This is a genomic window from Paenibacillus sp. OK060 (assembly GCF_900101205.1).
Taxonomy (GTDB): Bacteria; Bacillota; Bacilli; order Paenibacillales; family Paenibacillaceae; genus Paenibacillus; species Paenibacillus marchantiae.
In genome coordinates, this window is record NZ_FNFR01000002.1 from 1,064,239 (window position 1) to 1,081,635 (window position 17,397).

19 protein-coding genes are annotated in these 17,397 nt (G+C 46.1%); 7 read left to right on the forward strand and 12 right to left on the reverse strand.

From position 1 onward, the window contains the following. Window positions 1-33: 33 nt before the first annotated feature. The 8 genes from BLS14_RS11110 to BLS14_RS11145 all read right to left on the reverse strand — a co-directional run bounded on the left by BLS14_RS11110 (window position 34) and on the right by BLS14_RS11145 (window position 7,344). On the reverse strand, window positions 34-747 hold the full coding sequence (locus BLS14_RS11110) for a hypothetical protein (RefSeq protein ID WP_063565665.1): 714 nt from the start codon (window positions 745-747) through the stop codon (window positions 34-36). Between the two features lie 197 nt (window positions 748-944). Continuing rightward, entirely contained in the window at window positions 945-1,676 is a 732-nt protein-coding gene (locus tag BLS14_RS11115; RefSeq protein WP_063565664.1) for a hypothetical protein, read from the reverse strand. Between the two features lie 167 nt (window positions 1,677-1,843). After that, complete coding sequence (locus BLS14_RS11120; RefSeq protein WP_148661829.1) at window positions 1,844-2,140, reverse strand: winged helix-turn-helix transcriptional regulator; 297 nt, start codon at window positions 2,138-2,140, stop codon at window positions 1,844-1,846. A 322-nt stretch (window positions 2,141-2,462) separates the two neighbouring features. Next, window positions 2,463-3,191 carry a ThuA domain-containing protein gene (locus BLS14_RS11125; RefSeq protein WP_063565663.1) on the reverse strand — a complete coding sequence of 243 codons (729 nt, stop codon included), beginning with the start codon at window positions 3,189-3,191 and terminating at the stop codon, window positions 2,463-2,465. A gap of 24 nt (window positions 3,192-3,215) precedes the next feature. Beyond that, the gene (locus BLS14_RS11130) at window positions 3,216-4,184 is read right to left on the reverse strand and encodes a sugar phosphate isomerase/epimerase family protein (RefSeq protein ID WP_024631039.1); all 969 of its coding nucleotides are present in this window, start codon (window positions 4,182-4,184) and stop codon (window positions 3,216-3,218) included. Between the two features lie 180 nt (window positions 4,185-4,364). After that, window positions 4,365-5,447 (reverse strand): Gfo/Idh/MocA family protein, encoded by a 1,083-nt coding sequence (locus BLS14_RS11135; RefSeq protein ID WP_090951552.1) that lies wholly within the window; start codon window positions 5,445-5,447, stop codon window positions 4,365-4,367. Continuing rightward, window positions 5,440-6,204, reverse strand: a complete 765-nt coding sequence (locus tag BLS14_RS11140) for a sugar phosphate isomerase/epimerase family protein (protein ID WP_090951555.1) — start codon at window positions 6,202-6,204, stop codon at window positions 5,440-5,442. Before BLS14_RS11140 ends, BLS14_RS11135 begins: the two co-directional genes overlap by 8 nt. A gap of 27 nt (window positions 6,205-6,231) precedes the next feature. Continuing rightward, the gene (locus tag BLS14_RS11145; RefSeq protein WP_063565660.1) at window positions 6,232-7,344 is read right to left on the reverse strand and encodes a Gfo/Idh/MocA family protein; all 1,113 of its coding nucleotides are present in this window, start codon (window positions 7,342-7,344) and stop codon (window positions 6,232-6,234) included. A gap of 189 nt (window positions 7,345-7,533) precedes the next feature. Between BLS14_RS11145 and BLS14_RS11150 the strand changes: the two genes are divergently transcribed. Beyond that, window positions 7,534-8,352 (forward strand): AraC family transcriptional regulator, encoded by an 819-nt coding sequence (locus tag BLS14_RS11150; RefSeq protein WP_063565659.1) that lies wholly within the window; start codon window positions 7,534-7,536, stop codon window positions 8,350-8,352. Between the two features lie 41 nt (window positions 8,353-8,393). Here the strand turns inward: BLS14_RS11150 and BLS14_RS11155 are convergent, their stop codons facing one another. Together BLS14_RS11155 and BLS14_RS11160 are read right to left on the reverse strand one after the other, a co-directional pair. Continuing rightward, window positions 8,394-8,708 (reverse strand): hypothetical protein, encoded by a 315-nt coding sequence (locus BLS14_RS11155; RefSeq protein WP_024631043.1) that lies wholly within the window; start codon window positions 8,706-8,708, stop codon window positions 8,394-8,396. An 83-nt stretch (window positions 8,709-8,791) separates the two neighbouring features. Continuing rightward, on the reverse strand, window positions 8,792-9,730 hold the full coding sequence (locus BLS14_RS11160) for a Gfo/Idh/MocA family protein (protein ID WP_090951558.1): 939 nt from the start codon (window positions 9,728-9,730) through the stop codon (window positions 8,792-8,794). A gap of 200 nt (window positions 9,731-9,930) precedes the next feature. On the opposite strand from BLS14_RS11160, the gene BLS14_RS11165 reads away from it, so the two are divergent. Continuing rightward, window positions 9,931-10,542, forward strand: coding sequence for a TVP38/TMEM64 family protein (locus tag BLS14_RS11165; protein ID WP_063565657.1), 612 nt, complete (start codon window positions 9,931-9,933; stop codon window positions 10,540-10,542). 128 nt (window positions 10,543-10,670) lie between these two features. Next, on the forward strand, window positions 10,671-11,633 hold the full coding sequence (gene msrA, locus BLS14_RS11170) for a peptide-methionine (S)-S-oxide reductase MsrA (RefSeq protein WP_063565656.1): 963 nt from the start codon (window positions 10,671-10,673) through the stop codon (window positions 11,631-11,633). A 327-nt stretch (window positions 11,634-11,960) separates the two neighbouring features. On the opposite strand, the gene BLS14_RS11175 is transcribed toward msrA, so the two are convergent. Then, window positions 11,961-12,761 (reverse strand): lipid II flippase Amj family protein, encoded by an 801-nt coding sequence (locus BLS14_RS11175; RefSeq protein ID WP_063565655.1) that lies wholly within the window; start codon window positions 12,759-12,761, stop codon window positions 11,961-11,963. 223 nt (window positions 12,762-12,984) lie between these two features. Here BLS14_RS11175 and BLS14_RS11180 point away from each other — a divergent pair, with 223 nt between their 5' ends. Beyond that, window positions 12,985-13,458, forward strand: a complete 474-nt coding sequence (locus tag BLS14_RS11180) for a DUF2188 domain-containing protein (protein WP_063565654.1) — start codon at window positions 12,985-12,987, stop codon at window positions 13,456-13,458. Window positions 13,459-13,649: 191 nt separating this feature from the next. On the opposite strand, the gene BLS14_RS11185 is transcribed toward BLS14_RS11180, so the two are convergent. Next, window positions 13,650-14,372 carry a YitT family protein gene (locus BLS14_RS11185; protein WP_063565653.1) on the reverse strand — a complete coding sequence of 241 codons (723 nt, stop codon included), beginning with the start codon at window positions 14,370-14,372 and terminating at the stop codon, window positions 13,650-13,652. Between the two features lie 914 nt (window positions 14,373-15,286). On the opposite strand from BLS14_RS11185, the gene BLS14_RS11190 reads away from it, so the two are divergent. The 3 genes from BLS14_RS11190 (at window position 15,287) to BLS14_RS11200 (ending at window position 17,335) form a co-directional block, all read left to right on the forward strand. After that, on the forward strand, window positions 15,287-16,324 hold the full coding sequence (locus tag BLS14_RS11190; protein ID WP_090951561.1) for a nucleotide-binding protein: 1,038 nt from the start codon (window positions 15,287-15,289) through the stop codon (window positions 16,322-16,324). Beyond that, a complete protein-coding gene (locus tag BLS14_RS11195; RefSeq protein ID WP_063565650.1) occupies window positions 16,321-16,554 on the forward strand; it encodes a hypothetical protein in 234 nt (77 codons plus the stop codon). Before BLS14_RS11190 ends, BLS14_RS11195 begins: the two co-directional genes overlap by 4 nt. 394 nt (window positions 16,555-16,948) lie before the next feature. Then, complete coding sequence (locus tag BLS14_RS11200) at window positions 16,949-17,335, forward strand: YhjD family protein (protein ID WP_063565649.1); 387 nt, start codon at window positions 16,949-16,951, stop codon at window positions 17,333-17,335. Window positions 17,336-17,397 lie beyond the last annotated feature (62 nt).

Sequence of the window (17,397 nt, forward strand, 5' to 3'; positions counted from 1 at the left end):
TCTTCTATAACGAAGATTGGGCTTTTGTTATGCTTAAGATACAGTAGTCAACTCGAGCTTTACTGCATCACGTGGATTCAATTTCATGTCCAAACCGTTTTCCATCAGTTCCTTATCATTCACCATGATCATCCAGCGTTGGTTCATCCGGGGAATTACATTTTCAACGGAAACAACGAATTTGTTGTTCTCCGACATTCTTACAATCCCACTGGACTTCAATACATCACGCACAGTACATTCCTGAACATACACCCCGGCATATTGACGATTGAGATTTGGCATAATATTTCCACCGCTCACCTTGAGTAATGTTGTTTGGTAAACAACATCGTCTCCCCCACTGTCAGCGGCTTTTACATATATGATCACTTCATCTTTGACATGAAGCTCCATGTCCCAATTTTCCGGGTCAATATCCTTGCCATTCAGTTTGACCGCCCAGCTAAGTGAGGAGTCCAGAGAAACTTCCCCCACGGATTGGATCCGCTTGCCATCTGCTGTAAAATCGACAAGTCCACTGTTCAATAGTGCTTTCTTGAGCGTCAGACCTTCACTAAAATCTCTCTTAATGGACTTCGTTGCGTCAGGCAAAAAAGTACTGCCATCCACTGCCACAGTAATAGTATTCTGCGATTCGGTCTCTTTGACGATTGGCTGTTCGGAAGGCTGTGTCTCGCTACACCCGGCTAATATAACCAGAATAAGCAGACATATACCTATGTAACCGGGGATTCTCTTCTTCATGTAGGTAACACCACCCTGCGTAAAATCATTCACCCTGTTGTCCATAACCTCTATTATGGCACAAAATTCATGCAAAAAAAGTGTCAATGCCGTTACTTTTCATCCAGCAGCGTCCATAACTGGTTTGTACAACACAAAGAGCCTGCAAGCAGGCCCTTTGGCTCCTAATTATTATTAAGGTCTATTAAGTAGCATGTTTACTGAACACAAGCCTGCATGTAGGTACGGCCTCCGTCTCCATCCTTCAGATACGGGTTGAGCCCAAAGAACTGTTCCTCCGACACATAGACGCCTGTCAGCAAACGCCCTTCAAGTAATCCACCATCCACCTGTACACAGAACGAAGGTGCATCCACATATTCCTGGTAGAGCGGAATCTGACCCGATGATTGGTGTACCTTGGATACCTTGCCTTGCTCGTGCAGCGGCCGTTCAGAGAAATAGGTAGGTACAATATAACGGGCAATCACATCCAGCTCTTGTACAGTGTAGAAGGTGTCATCACCCAGCCAAGGCGCAAGCATGCGGATCTTCTCATATTGTGACCATACAATCGCCTGAATCAGCATCTCCGCTTTAACAAAACGCCCTTCGCCCACATCCAGATACACACGTTCTTCATGAACGTTGGCTTCGGCCTGAACCCCGATGGAATCGGGTTGTCTCAGTTCACATCCAATACATTTCCAGCCTCTTGCTGTCTGAATCCATTTTTGCAGTACCGCCGGAGCCATTACCTGACCATTGCTATTCGTGGAATGAGTCTTCTCTCCTGCAACATCATCCTTAACCGACGGGGAATATGAGGTTCGTTTAAATAGCTCCGCAGCTTTTTTGTAGATTAAATGTACCTGGATGGATGCGCTCTCAAGTTCTGCAATATCTTGCTTGCCGTAGCGTACTTCACGGGATAAGCTTTCTTCTCTCATGACAAGTGGCCTCCTCGCTCCGGCCGCCTGCGGCCATTTTATTTACAATTATACTACAACTCGCGACAACATGTGCAGGACCCTTAAGACAAAAACTCCTGATTTCCACTGGAAATCAAGAGCCTTTATCCCATCAGTTCACTTAGTTTGAGCCGGGGAAGCTGTTACTACTCAACCCACTGCTCTGCCCAGTCTTGAATTTGATTCATAACGGGCTGTAGCGCCTTGCCTTTCTCTGTCAGTTCATATTCAATACGAACTGGCGTCTCCGGATAGACATGACGGATCAGAATTCCTTCGCTTTCCAGATCTTTCATCCGTTCTGACAACATCTTATCACTCATCGATGGAATCAGGTTGGAGATATCCTTGAACCGCTTCGAACCACTCATCAACGTTTGAATAATCAAACCGTTCCAGCGCTTACCCAAGAAAGAAAACGCCGTCTCAAAGCGCGGACACATCCGCAGATCTTGGCCTTCCACATTAATCACCTCTTTAGAGATCACTCAACTTACGTTTAGTTAGTATATTTCATAATAACATATTTAAGTCTCAAAGAAAACGTCTGCCGCTAAAAAGTTAAAATTTTAGGGGCATAACTCAACTTCGATGATACAACTCAGTATACATCACATGGGACAACGGAACCATGGGAAAATATCGTCTAACTCCCATGTAGCTATCTTACCCAAAAAGAACCCAGCTGCCACAGTCATACTTGACTTGGAGAAGGGTTCTTTGGTATATCGTTTATTTTATCCGTTCATACAGCCAATTTGCAGCTTAAACCAGCACGTTACCAAGTGATCTTACAGGCTCGCTGAAGCCAAATTCCGGCTTAACGTTGCGCGTAGGATATGCCCACTTCACTCCATTGCTGATCACTTTTAAAATTTCCGGATTGTAGAAGGTCGGGTATGTTTCATGACCTGGACGGAAATAGAAGATTTTTCCTGAACCGCGGAGGAACGTGCATCCGCTTCGGAATACCTCTCCGCCTTGGAAATTACTTACAAACACCAGTTCATCCGGTACTGGAATATCGAAGAATTCTCCGTACATTTCTTCTTTTTCCAGAATGATCTTGCTATTGATTCCCTCGGCAATCGGATGGGACGGATTCACACACCAGATAATCTCCTGCTCATTAGCTTCACGCCATTTCAGATCACAACTTGTGCCCATCAGCGCTTTGAATGGCTTGGAGAAGTGACCAGAGTGCAGCACAATCAACCCCATACCATCCAGGACTCGCTGTGCAACCTTCTGTGTAATCTCGTCGCTCACACGCTCATGCGCCATATGTCCCCACCATATAAGCACATCTGTCGAATTCAGCACCTCATCACTTAATCCATGCTCAGGCTGATCCAGTGTTGCAGTGCGAATGGCAAAGCCTTCGCCTCCCAGCCCGTTTGCCAACGCCATGTGCAAACCGTCAGGGTAGACTTCTTTTACTTCATCATGAATTTTCTCATGGACAAATTCATTCCAAATGGTGACGTTAATCATATTCAATTTCCCCCTAGTGTAACTCTAAACCCACCACATATCTCCCAGCGGCTCTTCAATCAATACTTGTTGGAGATTTTGCACAGCTTTAGAGAATCCTTCTTCTACCGACATCAGACCATCTTCGTGTTCAATACTTACGACATAATCATATCCAACCAGACGCAGAGCACTAATAATATCAGCCCAAGTCTTGTTATCGTGACCATAACCGACCGAGCGGAATTGCCAAGCACGATCAAGCATGTTTGTATAATCCTGCATATCCGTTACACCATATTTGTTCACGTTAATTGGATCAATAGTTGTATCTTTCGCATGGAAGTGATGAATCGCGCCTTCACGTCCCAGAATGTGGATCGCTTGCACCGGATCAATACCTTGCCACCACATGTGGCTCGGGTCCAAGTTAGCGCCAATCACTTCGCCTGCTGCTTCACGCAATCTCAGCAAGGTAGCTGGTGTATGCACAGAGAATCCACCGTGCAGTTCCAGTCCCACTTTCACATTGTGATCTGCAGCGAATTTGCCCCACTCTGTCCAGTAAGGGATAACTTTGTTGTCCCATTGCCATTTAAGAACTTCCTGGAAGTCATTCGGCCATGGTGCAACAGGCCAGTTCGGATATTTGGCATCCTCATGGTCTCCCGGACAACCGGAGAATGTGTTTACAACAGGCACTTCCAGTTTCTCAGCCAGTTCTACCGTCTTAACGAAATCATCGTGGAATCCTTTCGCAATATCCTTTTGTGGATGAAGTGGGTTACCGTGACAGCTCAGTGCGCTGATGGTCAGACCGCGAGATTCTACTGCATTTTTGAAGTTTTTCAATGCTGTCGGGTTGCTCAGAAGCTCATCCGGTTTACAATGAGCATTCCCTGGATGTCCACCAGTTCCGATTTCTACTGCTTTCAAGCCTTTGGATGCAACATAGTCAAGTGCATCCTCCAATTTACGTCCTCCGAATAGTACCAAAAATACGCCGAGTTTCAAGTGCGATTCCTCCCTAGATTAAATATCATATTAATTGCTGGTTTTATGAACCATGAACTGCATAAATATACCGTTCAGATCACATGATTGTATCGTTATTGTGGAAAATCAAGAGCTTTTCTATCCTGAAAATAAACGTAAGAATACTGGTTATTTCATTGGAAATGACATCCGGTCGGTTTAGTCGAAATAAACCGCTCTGCCTGTCTGAGCAGACTCGTAGATCGCTTCAAGAATCTGAGTAACCACGATGGCTTGTTCAGGTTTTACAACTGGATCTTTGTCTTCTATGATCGCTTCAAGCCACATTCTAGCTTCACGATCCGCTTCATTTTCTGCACTACCGGAATAAAAAGCAACCCCGCCTGCATCCAGATCTACCTTAGTTTCAAACAGACGGCTGCGTTTCTCGCCATTGATACGCAGACCATCTTTCATATCCGCGCCACCTTCTGTTCCGCAAAGCAGTGATTTCGCTTCGCCGAACTCAGCTACGTTCAGCGCCCAGCTGGACTCGACGATAATTGTAGCCCCATTCTCCATCGCCACAAAGCCGAATGCAGAATCCTCTACCTTAAATTGTTCCGGGTCCCACGGACCAAAAGCATTGGCCGCATTCTCACGTTGACCCAGCTTGTGGAAAGTTGAGCCCATAACACTCTTCGGCTTGTAATTATCCATCAGCCAAAGAGTCAGGTCCAATGCATGCGTACCGATATCAATTAGCGGTCCTCCACCCTGCTTTTCCTCATCAAGGAACACACCCCAGGTAGGTACAGCACGGCGGCGAAGTGCAATCGCCTTACCGAAATAAATATCGCCCAGCTCGCCTTCTTCACACATTTGTTTCAGATATTGGCTGTCATTGCGGAATCGGTTCTGATACGCAATGGACAACTTTTTGCCTGTACGTTGTGCGGCTTCCAGCATAGCCTGCGCTTGTGCAGACGTTTTCGCCATTGGCTTTTCACACATTACATGTTTGCCCGCCTCAAGGGAAGCGACCGTGATAACGGAGTGGGAGTCGTTTGGTGTACACACATGTACCACATCAATACTCTCATCCTTCAGCATCTCGTGATAATCCGTATATACTTTAGCTCCCTCAGCACCGAATTCGGCTGCTGCCTCCTCCGCACGTTCTTTCACAATGTCACAGAAAGCGACCATACGGCCCTGAGATTGTTTGGACAGGCTGGGCATATGTTTACCTTTGGCGATTCCGCCACAACCTACGATGGCGATATTAAGTACTTTAGACATGAACAAGTCCTCCATTAGCGGCATATTTTCTAATCCAGTTCATACTGCTCTCGATGCTTTGCAGTGGAGGATTCTGACATACATCCTGTTCCACAACAAGCCACTCGGCTCCCGCCTGATCTGACGCTGTAGCTACAGCTCCCAGATCTACCTCACCTTGGCCGAATTCCACTGTCAGGACTTGGCCTTCTGAACGGCGCATGTCTTTCCAGTGGACAAGTGGCAGACGTCCCGCATACTTCGCGATGACTTCCGTTGGCGGGTATCCTGCGGCGTGAGCCCAACACGAATCCAGCTCCACTTGCAGGTGGGAAGCGGTTACGGTATCATACATCGCGTATAACGCCGGCTGACCCTCAACCTGCTCTGTAAATTCAAAATCATGATTGTGATACATTAACACCATGTCCTGCGCTGCACATTTCTCACCAATCTCATTCAGGGAAGCAAATACGTTATCCCATTGCCGTTGTTCTTCCGACAGATAAGGGACAATCAGGTTTTTGTTTCCGATGGCTTTGTGATAAGCGATCACGCCATCAAGATCCTCAATCAGACTATTGTACTGAACATGGGTACCCACGATCTCCAGACCGAATTCATCCAAAATGGCCTTTACTTCTTCCGGGCTATGCCCGTAAAAGTTGTGAAACTCTACGCCTTGATATCCAAGCTCTGCAACCTTGTCGAGTGTACCTTTGAAATCTTGCTCCAGTTCATCCCGTACCGTATATAGCTGTAATCCAACCTTCAACATTTACCGGTTCACCTCATCCGAGATCAATTAGTGTGACTGTACAGCCTCTGACTGATTTTCATCTGTATTGTTTTCTGCTCCTGCTTGATAAGTGCTCTCCAGCTGGATGTGTTTGCCCTCAAACGAGGAGCGTTGGAACGCATGCATAGCTTCAAGAACATGATAGGCAAGCTTACCACTGGCCTTGTGTTCGCGTCCGGCTCGAATGGATTCAACCATTTCGGTAACGCCGATTCCACGCTCGTTCTGTCTGCTCTCAAAAGCAGGCGTCACAGTCTCCCATGTGTCCTGACCGAATCTGCGGAGCTTCACTTCCCCGTTAAAAAAGTTAGGATCCGGTATGCTCATCGTACCTTCGGTACCGTAGATTTCAATCCGTGGCAAATCCGAAGCACCCCGGATATCGAAGCTGGTGATCATTGTTGCAATGGCACCTTCCTCAAAATCAATCGTTCCTGCCAAGTGTGTTGGCGTCTGTACCTCAAGAGATGTACCTTCCTTCGGACCGGAACCAATAACGCGGTCCGTGATCTGTACACCTGCCGATGAACTGATTCTGCGAATCGGTCCAAGGAGAGTAATCAGTGCGGTCAAATAGTAAGGCCCCATATCGAACATCGGTCCGCCACCAGCGACATAAAAGAACTCCGGATTCGGATGCCAAGCCTCCGGCCCTCCACCCATGAAGAATGATGTTGCCGCAATCGGTTTACCGATCAGTCCTTCTTCAATAGCCTTGCGGGCAGTCTGAATACCTGAGCCAAGGAACGTATCCGGTGCTGAACCAACATACAATCCTTTTTCCTCAGCCAGTTCGATTACCTTGCGACCATCCTCAAGAGAGATTGCCAGTGGTTTCTCGGCATACACATGTTTGCCTGCTTCAAGCACAGCCAGATCAGTCATGGCATGACTGCCAGGAACCGTGAGATTTAGTACAAGCTCAATTTCATTATCTTGCAGTAACTCATCTACATTGTAAACGTTTGCGATATTGAATTCATCAGCTCGTTCTTGTGCCCGTTCACGGATCAAATCCGCAACAGCCACCACTTCAATGAGAGGATTATCTTTAAAATTTTCAAGATAAATGGCGCTAATGTTACCGCAACCAATAATACCCGCTTTCATTTTCTCCACAGTGATGTTCATCTCCTTATGAATGGTGAGAACCTGTAAATTTGCATATTTGGAATTGAAGGTTTTACGCTTAAGTGTTGCACTTGAATTTAATACTATGGTATTCCGTTTCGGCTTCAATTAAAATGAATAATATGATCGAAACATGAACTATCTGGTCATAATTTTCAAATTGCAAGGAGTATGCCAATGCCGACTGATTATTCCTGCCAGGTTCTTACAGCAGGCTTCTCGTTTCATCGCAAACCTTATATAGGCTTGCATCCTGAGGGAGTAAAGAATTACTTGTTAAGACTCCAGACGGACGGACGTTGCCGAGCACGTGTAGACGGCACCATGTCGCTTGTTGATGCGGGTGATCTGCTTCTGTTTAGTCCAGATGAGCCGTATGAACTGAGAATAGACAAAGAACAAAATCCGATGGGTGAACGACTTGTGGAGAGTGGTGATTACCATATTTTCTTCAATGGGGACTGGGTGGATGAGTGGTGGAAACATCACAAGCGGCCGAACCGGATCAAGGTGCAGCTGACCGAAAGCCTGCTTACCCTGTTTCGACAGCTCGTATTGGAGCAGCGCCGTATTTCCAATCCGTACCCTGAAATCGCCAGTTATTATATGCGAATTCTTTGTCTTGAAGTGGATCGTATGCTCTCGGAGCATCCGACGATTACCAACACCAACTATGTGGCATATGAGATTAAAAGTTACATCGAGGAGAACGCTTCTTCTCTATTCAAGCTTGAAGATATAGCTACCCATATTGGAATCAGTGTTTCAAGGGGAGTTCATCTCTTCAAAGAAGCGTTTGGTAAAAGTATTATGCAATATACACTGGATGTACGACTGAACATGGCCAGGGAACGGATCATTTTTAGTCCAATGACACTCGAACATGTAGCCGAATCTTCCGGCTTTAACAATTATACGTATTTCCACCGGGTATTCCGCTCCCGGTTTGGCATGTCGCCCAAAGAATTCCGCGTCATTCACCGGGAACAGATGTAATCGCTTCATTAATACGTATACGTATTATCCGTAACCGAAACTTATTTGCGCGCGGCAATCGCCTCGGATACAACCATAGCCAGATCTTCATTGCCAAACATGGATAGCACGCCCAATACGGTGTCGTCCGGAATGTCACCGGCTTCCTCCTTGGATACAACTAGCTTCAGCACCTGCTGCAAACGCTCGTTGCTCAGTTGTTCCGGGTAGGCTTGCCGGTACATCTCTTCCGGATCCAGTCCCTGATTGACACACCACTGGGCAAATACCAGAATCATCATTTCCTCTTCCTGTTTATACGTCTCAATTACAGCTTCCTCAATCTGTTTGTTGCGTTCTTTTTCATATTCATCCATGGTGTTATTCTTCCTCCATTATCGTTTAATGAATCATTGGTGCGGAAGGCTTCATTTATACTCCCGCACGACCTTCTGCAAGATTAACCACGGATAAGCTGTTCAGCCAGGTCATGACTGTCCATAACGTGACTTGCACTGATGGCACAGTCATCCGGGGTTTCAAGATTTGCCAAAAATTGATCAATCGCTCCCGTAAATCCTCTTCGGGTCAAAATACTTTCCCACCTGCCAAAGGTTTCCTTGCGTTCCTGTGCACCGCGTTCCTCATACTTCGCTATTTCCATGTTCAGCACTTCTACCGATCTTCCCCCGCCATACAGCTCAAGCTTCTCCAGATCCGCTCCTGCTTGGCGTATCATATCGAATCTGCCATATGCCGTTCTACCCAACTTGGCTGATCCTGCGGCGTGCAGCAGGCGGTCCAAGTCATTTTTACGTATCCACTGATGGAGCAGCTGCACATTGTGATCTGAATACCATAACATCAGGTCAAGAATATGAATCAGATCATCATAGATAGTTTCCGCAGCGGGACGATCCTGAATGCCTGTACGATGTTTAGTAACTGTCAGCGATTCAAAGCCTTGTCCAGCCTGCATCCATTCCTTCGCGTTTTGATACAAAGGTGCAAATCTCCGGTTAAAACCTACCGCCAAAAGAAGACCCTGTGCTTCCGCAAATGCGGTCATTTCTTCCGACTCCCGTAACGTATAGGACAGCGGTTTGTCCACGTATACTGCCAGCCCCCGCTCCAAACATTGCATGACAATGTCAAAATGAGTTTCTGTCGCTGTATGTACAAACACCGCATCCAGATCCCAGGACAACAATTCTTTCATATCCGTTGTTCCATTGTTCAATCTATAGGTATGCTGTATTTCCTTCACCGGCTCGGGAGAACGGTTCATAATCCCCGCAATTTCCACGTCCGAGTGGGCAGTCAACAGCGGCAAATATACTTTACGTGCAATGTCCCCGAGTCCGATGATCGCAGCACGGGTTCGCTTGGTTGTTTCCATTATGATCATTCCACCTTCAGATGAGTTCTATATTTCTACGTCCTATAGTGTAACCCTTCAGGCAGCAACATGCCAGTGATTGCAGCTAGAACCGCCATGAATTGTCCATCCTTTGGTTGAACGTGGTAAACTTTAGAGAGAAAGCAATACGGATTGGGATACAGTAAGACCTTCCTGGTCTGAAAGGAGCGTTTGGGATTTTGCGAAAATGGTTATGGCTCCTCTTATATGTTTTACTTGCCGGAGTCACGTTTATTTACAGATATGAACTGCTGGCCTGGACCGATCTGCATCAGTCCATTCCACTTTTACTAGCCATGGCGACATTGTTTGCTCTTGTACCCGTAATTCCGTACAAGATCGTCATTATTGCCTTTGGCTATAGTTACGGTACTGCAACAGCAGCCTGGATATGCTGGCTTGGGACCACATTTGCTGCACTGCTGGTATACACCGGAGCGAGGACGATATTCCGAAATCAGGCCAGATCCTATCTCGAACGCATTCGGGGTTTGAATCGATTTACAACATGGATGGAGGCTCATCCCTTCATGGGTATCGTGTCTATGCGACTGCTGCCCATCGTGCCCCAAATGGCGGTTAATATCTACGCGGGCATTACCTATACCCCATTCTGGGTCTTCATGGTTGCGACGGCAATTGGCAAACTGCCTGCGATTTTTGTTTTTGCCTATGCAGGTGCACAAGCAGAAACATCAATCTGGGTGAGCCTGCTAATCCTTGCCGGTTATCTGGTGTTCATGACGATAATATTGCTCTTGTTTCGCTTACGCTCTCGTAAAAAAGCCTAAGTGGGAACAGTCAGAAACATTTCAGATTCATCCTCTTTACGATCCTGCTTGGTTGGCTTGCCAATTCGGGATATAATAGAAGAGTAAGCCAAAATATCATTCTTCATCAGAAATGGAGTGACTATAGCATGGAACAACATACTAGTGAAAAAGCAACTTTTGCAGGCGGGTGCTTCTGGTGTATGGTATCCCCCTTCGAGGAACTACCCGGCATTCATAAGATTGTATCGGGTTATACAGGAGGACATACGGAGAACCCCACATATGAGGAGGTCTGCTCGGAAACGACTGGTCACGTAGAGGCCGTTCAAATTACATTCGACCCGGCCATCTTCCCATATGAGAAGCTCGTTGAATTGTTCTGGCAACAGATCGACCCAACGGATACGGGTGGACAATTCCATGACCGTGGATCATCTTACCAGACGGCCATCTTCTATCACAGTGAAGAACAACGCCAGATCGCAGAAGCTTCCAAAGCAGCTTTGGCACAAAGCGGACGTTTTGACAAACCAATTTTCACACCGATTTTGCCAGCGAAAACGTTCTATGAAGCAGAGGAGCATCACCAAGGGTACCATCACAAAAATCCTGCGCACTACAAACGGTACCGTAAAGGTTCTGGACGTGAAGACTTTATCGAAAGCAACTGGTCCGGCAAAGTGGATAAAGACGGCCTGAAAGAGCGTCTGACGCCGCTGCAGTTCGAAGTTACCCAGAACAACGCAACCGAACCAGCATTTCATAACGAGTTCTGGGACCACCATGGTGACGGAATTTACGTGGACATCGTATCCGGTGAGCCACTGTTCAGTTCCACCGACAAATACGATTCCGGCTGCGGCTGGCCAAGTTTCACCCGTCCACTGCGGGACTACAATGTGAAGGAAAAAACGGATCTCAGCCATTTCATGATTCGTACCGAAGTGAGAAGTCGTGAAGGGGATTCCCATTTGGGTCACCTGTTCAATGACGGCCCTGCCGAAGCTGGTGGAATGCGTTATTGCATCAATTCCGCAGCCCTTCGTTTTGTACCCAAAGAAGACCTAGAAAAAGAAGGATATGCCGAATACGCCGTACTGTTTAATTAAGTTATGATTCATTGAAGTACGGAAATAATGAAGCGCTAGCGAATCGAACGCACCTTAAGATGACAATTAACGTGCAATACTAATTTTAACGAGCTTCAGTCACGTTATTCGGTTGAAATCTACGAAAAAGCCTGAGGCAGCACATGTAAAGCGATCAAATAATGCCTCTACGATTCGTTAAACCACAGACTTGAGGGAATTGGAGTATTAACTTGTGCTCAGTTCGTTAGACATTAATTAAGACTAAAAGGGGCTTCCCGTCATCTTTATGACATATGGGAAGCCCCCTTTTTAGTTTGCTTTTTTTGTATATAGATTGAAATTGGCTTACATCATACTCACAATCCAGCCGATCCAGTAAGCAAATGGAATCAATAACAACTGCGCCAACAATGTACCAAATAAACGGGATACAAGCATACAGCCATAGATCTGATTCATTCGATCCAGCCGAATTTCACCACGCAGAGATTTGTCGCTGAGCAACGAAATACGAGGATCAATCAGGATGGTTAACAAAATGGTCGCTACTCCATTAATGAGTCCGGTGGATTGCGAAGCAGCTACAGCCTGACCCGGATAAAGATACGCAGCGTACAGACTGGACAGGACCCCAGTCGTATAGATTGCTGTCACCGCTATGTTCAACGTCATTAGACGTCTGGGCATTCCGTTTTGTACCAATAGTTTTGCCATTTTCCATGATGGCGGGGTAATATAATACATCGCGTTTTTGAGCTTGCTGCGTTTCATCAGTCCTCGAACCATGGAAGGAATCGATCCTGCCGCCTCAAAATGAACGACCATTCGGGAAGCGAGCTTGACCATCGTTGGAAAACTTAGAATAGCCAAGGCCGTTCCTATCGTAGCCGCACCCATCAGCCAGTGCAGTTGCGCTGCAAAGTGTGGGTTCCCTCCACTCGCCGCAGTATCCACCAGATTGCCTACCATCGGCCCTTGGGCCATATTGGAGGTACGCGAAACCAGCAACAAAATTCCGGACAGGGACAAGGCCAGCGCTATTCGCCGAGTGCGTAATCCCCCAAGGCGCAGTGCATAGGACAGGCTGTCAGCCGCATGAATAAGCATGGTAAATAACATAGGAATGGCCAGGCTCAAACTAAACATATGTAAATCTCCTTATCTTTTTCCTAATGTGCTTCTATTGTAATTTCAAGTATGGAAGCATTATACTCCTCATCCACATAAAAGTATAGAAAAGCACTAAGAAGTTGAACAGTAGAATGCACAAAAATACAGCACACGCTTCGAAGTTCTCCACAATAATCGTTTATTCATCCGGGTGCAGGGTAATATACAAATAACTTATATTGTACAGGAGGGAATCAATATGCCGTGGAACAAACAGGATTATCCCGTTTCCATGAAAAATCTGGAGCCTCGTGTCAGACATAAGGCCATTGAGATTGCCAATGCATTGCTGGATGACGGTTATGAGGAAGGACGCTCCATTGCAATCGCGACTGCCAAAGCGGAAGAATGGGATGAGAATCATCCCACATCGAAGCATTCGAAGCAGGCTACAAAACATACTTCATCAGACAGCAAATCGGAGCATGGAAAATCTTCATCTCCACGCCGTCATTCCGAACCTGTCTCTTCTTCCAAAAGCCATGATAATATTCATGTCGTTCCTACCGACTCTGGCTGGGCCATCAAGGAAGAAGGTCAATCCAAATCTCTGGCTACGTTCCGAACCAAAGCCGAAGCTGTGGATGCTGCCAAAGAAAAGAGTGAAAAACAAAACATTCGGGCTATTATCCATAATGAAGATGGGCAAATTGCCTCTTCCATCAAGCCTTGAGTGAATCTGTTCTAAAATAGAAATATCGTGAATGTATTACTTTTAATTTTTTTTACTGAAGGCAAGCAAAAAAGCCCTTTCGCCGCTAATGGAATGATTCCCATCAAGCATGCAAAAGGGCTTTGTGTTTGGTATGAGGCAAGCCCACCTTACTTGAACAACATTCATTTCGAATAGGGTGGCCGTTACGTTTAATGCGAAACCCCTCTAGCCACAGGAGCTCGTTGTGAAGCACCGCTGACTACTTTGGCAGCAGTCGACACGGGCAGCTTCACAGCTGAGGTCGTAACCGTCCGGCGAGCCGGGAAACTGACCATATACGTAATCACTTTACTGGCAATCCATACGGCCAGAATGGTATATAAAGTTTCTTTTACCGGTAGAAAGAAAAGCGACAATCCGAGTACAAACGCATCGCTGACAAAGAAAACCGTTCCCAGCTTCCAGCCCTTCCAACGGCTAATGAGCACCGCCAGAATGTCGTCTCCACCTGTTGCTCCTCCGAATCGAAGCACCATACCAGCACCCACGCCGGTGATAACACCGGACAAGACTGCCGGAATCCACAAATTACCGTGAAACGGAATAACCAGGGTGGAGTACCGCTCAAACCCGTCATAGAACAATGAGAATGCGGCCACACCCAGCAGCGCCTGAATCATGAACTTCCAGCCCTTGAGGAACCAGGCCAGAATCATGACTGGAATATCCAGCAGCAGCATGCCAATAGCAGGTGATAAGCCTGTCGCGTACTTTCCAAGCAGGGCCAGACCGACAAATCCGCCCTCCGATAAATGATTCTGAAAATTAATGTGATAGTAGGCAAATGCCAAAATAAATGTTCCGAGCAGCATAATGGCGAACTTTACCGCCTCTGTCTTAACTTGTTGTAAGGTTAACGATGTTCTCTTCATTCAGGTTCCCTCGCAGTTTGTAAAGGTTGGTTTGCACCGACCGTACCCTGCAAAAGGCAAGCCTGGAAGAAATCATCGTATTTGTCCTTCGAATATTATTCATTCCAATCCCCTCTTTCGCAGAGTCAGCCGTTTTTTTCTTTACGGTGGTGTACTCTACAAGGGGCGCTAAGTATAAGAGAGATCGTAACGTTTCCAGATCGTCCTTGGGGAAATTATCCTTCGGGAACTCATGGTATCCTGATCCTTTCTGTCTGTTGGTGGTTAGCTGTGCCAATTAAACTGATGAATATTACACCATGCATAAGACCATATAAACTTTACACTTAACCACTTCGATTGCAGTACCCTCTTTCGATCGCTGTTATCCCCGGATTTTTTGATTCCCTTTTCCTAAGGGAAAAATCCTGTGATAAAGGCGAACACTTCGTTTCTTCAGACGGGTTCTGCACTCTACGTTCTCGTGTAAAAATTTAGTTCGCCTTCTATAGACACATGTAACGTTCAATTCAGTTTAAAAATCTAAGCTAACTTGCTTGTTCTTCTATTATATAACACCGATGTGATTGGGTCGAAACAGCAGACCCTTCAAATATGAGCAAAAAGCACACTCTTGCCTGCTTGAGCCGCCAAACAGCCACACCAGGACAAGCTTCTCTACCTAATGGTGCTACCTGCTCCTTCATTCTATGACTGAAGCTTCCAAATATAACTGTCCAGTCACCCAACTGTGACAATTTGGGTCCATTTTTTATTTTTCCGCGGATTTTAAAGGAATCATTTCCCTCTTGCACATACACTATAGCAAATGTAATCGGCTTATCTTGGGTCCAGTTAAACGTTCCAGACTTACTCTGCTGTTTATGGTATAATATAACAATTGAATCCCACTACCCGTTTAAGCGAGGCGGATTATGAAAACGTTAAAGCCAAGAGTCTTTATTGGCTGCTCGCTGGAAGCGAAGCCGATTGCAGCCGCAGTACACGAAAACTTGCGTTTCTCGGCCGAAGTTACCCCTTGGTACTCCGGAGTTTTTAATCCAAGCAGCTATACCATGGACGATTTGGAAGCAGAAGTGCGTACAACAGACTTTGCCATTTTTATTTTTCATCCGGATGATATATCGAAAATTCGTGGGAAGTACTATGCCTCTGTCCGTGATAATACAATGCTGGAAATGGGTTTGTTTATGGGTCGGTTAGGACGAAAGCGTATTTTTTTCATTCTTCCAGAGGATATTACTGACATCAAAGACGCCAGCAAGATCGAAGGTTTACGTATGCCCACAGATCTGCTGGGGTTAAATCCACTGGTTTATGAAATTCGTTCAGACGGGAAATGGGCGCCAGCCGTCTCGGTGGCCTGTTCCAAAATCGCCGACAGCATCGAAGAACAGGGGCGATGGAGCGATCCCGAAGTGGAAAAAATTATCGAGAAGCACAAAAGGTCTGAGGGTGAAGCCCGATTACAGTTGCTCAAGCTGCTGCGATTCTTCAGGGAGTTACTGCGTACCCGCAAAGCAGATTCGGTTATGTTGGAGCGAATGAGCGATGCACTTCGAAGTGCATTTGTATCCCTTCCTCCATTTGCCGTGCGTGGGACTGCCATATACCGTACAGATGACAGTGGTCATATTGAACAATTATGTGGTAACGTTGGGGAACCGGGAAGAAAATATAACTTGTCCGCCAATGACGACAAGCAGCCCGATGATCCGAAGCGCATTCTGGTCATTGATTCTTACCTGGAGAACAAAATCAAGATCAACCTCTATGACGATTATCTTGAGAAAGAGTATCTGCTATGCTATCCTGTAGCCAAGAGGTATGTAATCACAGTCCATATTATTGGACATATTGAAGCGGATGAGGCGATATTTCAGCAGATGGATTTGGAGAACCGTCATCTGTTCAACGCCATCAACGATTTGTTAGGAGGCGAACCGGAATGAAACCGGAAACGAAAAAAATAAGCAAGCGCTGGGGCAGCGACAAAAAGGTACGCCTCAGTTCTGCGCCCGAATCATCACGACCGGTTCCGGAACCCAAGGAAGAAGATCGTTTCCACAAACCGGCCGTACCGCTGACTACGATTGGCCCTTCCCTGAAGGGTAAGGAAAGACCTTACAAAGTGATTCTGGAAAAAGAGGCTCTTTACGAGAAGCCTCAGTATCTGGCTTAACCGCTTTATGCTCATATACAACTCTGCCGTCTGGTTCGGTAGATCATCTGGCCCCGCCGCCCAAGGCAGGGGCTTTTTTGTTGCAACACTTTGGCAACCCTTCATAACATTCGCTAGTACCAACGGACTAAAAGCTCTTCACCTATTCGGCTGATGCATTAAGTCATTTTCTTTATGCCCTTAGGTTTCCTGCAAAACCCAAAAATTATACCTTATTTTGGAGAAGGCTTGTCCCTATTTCACCGCCTACAACCTCAGCATAAATCGCATATGTGCTACTTCCAATATTTCTCGGTTGTATTGTGTATCATCATTGCATATATTGATTATAATATAAGAACATACGTTCTGTAAATAAGAACATGTCCGAATTCAAGGTTAAGGAAGTGAAAGTATGTCATCATCCCCTTCCGCCCCATCCCCTGCGGATGAAGACCACCGATTGATTAAAAGCATGGTTGTACGCACTCTTCTGCTGGATGTGCTTGAACGGGATATTCGCACACTGGATACGTTGCAGCTCAAAATGCCAGAGGTCTACATTCTGTCTCTAACCCGCATTCAGAATGATGTACTTAAGGAAATGCTTACGCTTCGCAAACAAATGAGAACTCGTGGCGTCAAGGTTCTGGAGGAGAAACGGCAAGTTGATGGAATCGAAACCCAGTACCTGTGCAGAGGCTATTTGCAGCGGTTCTATATGCTGTGGACGTTCGCGCGGAATGAAGTCAAAAAAGAGCTTAGTCGGCATCTGGATATGGATTTGACCCAGCCGATATAGCTAATTCATCTGCTTAATGTACCCTTCATCGTTTGAATTCACATTTCTTTCTTAGTCCACTT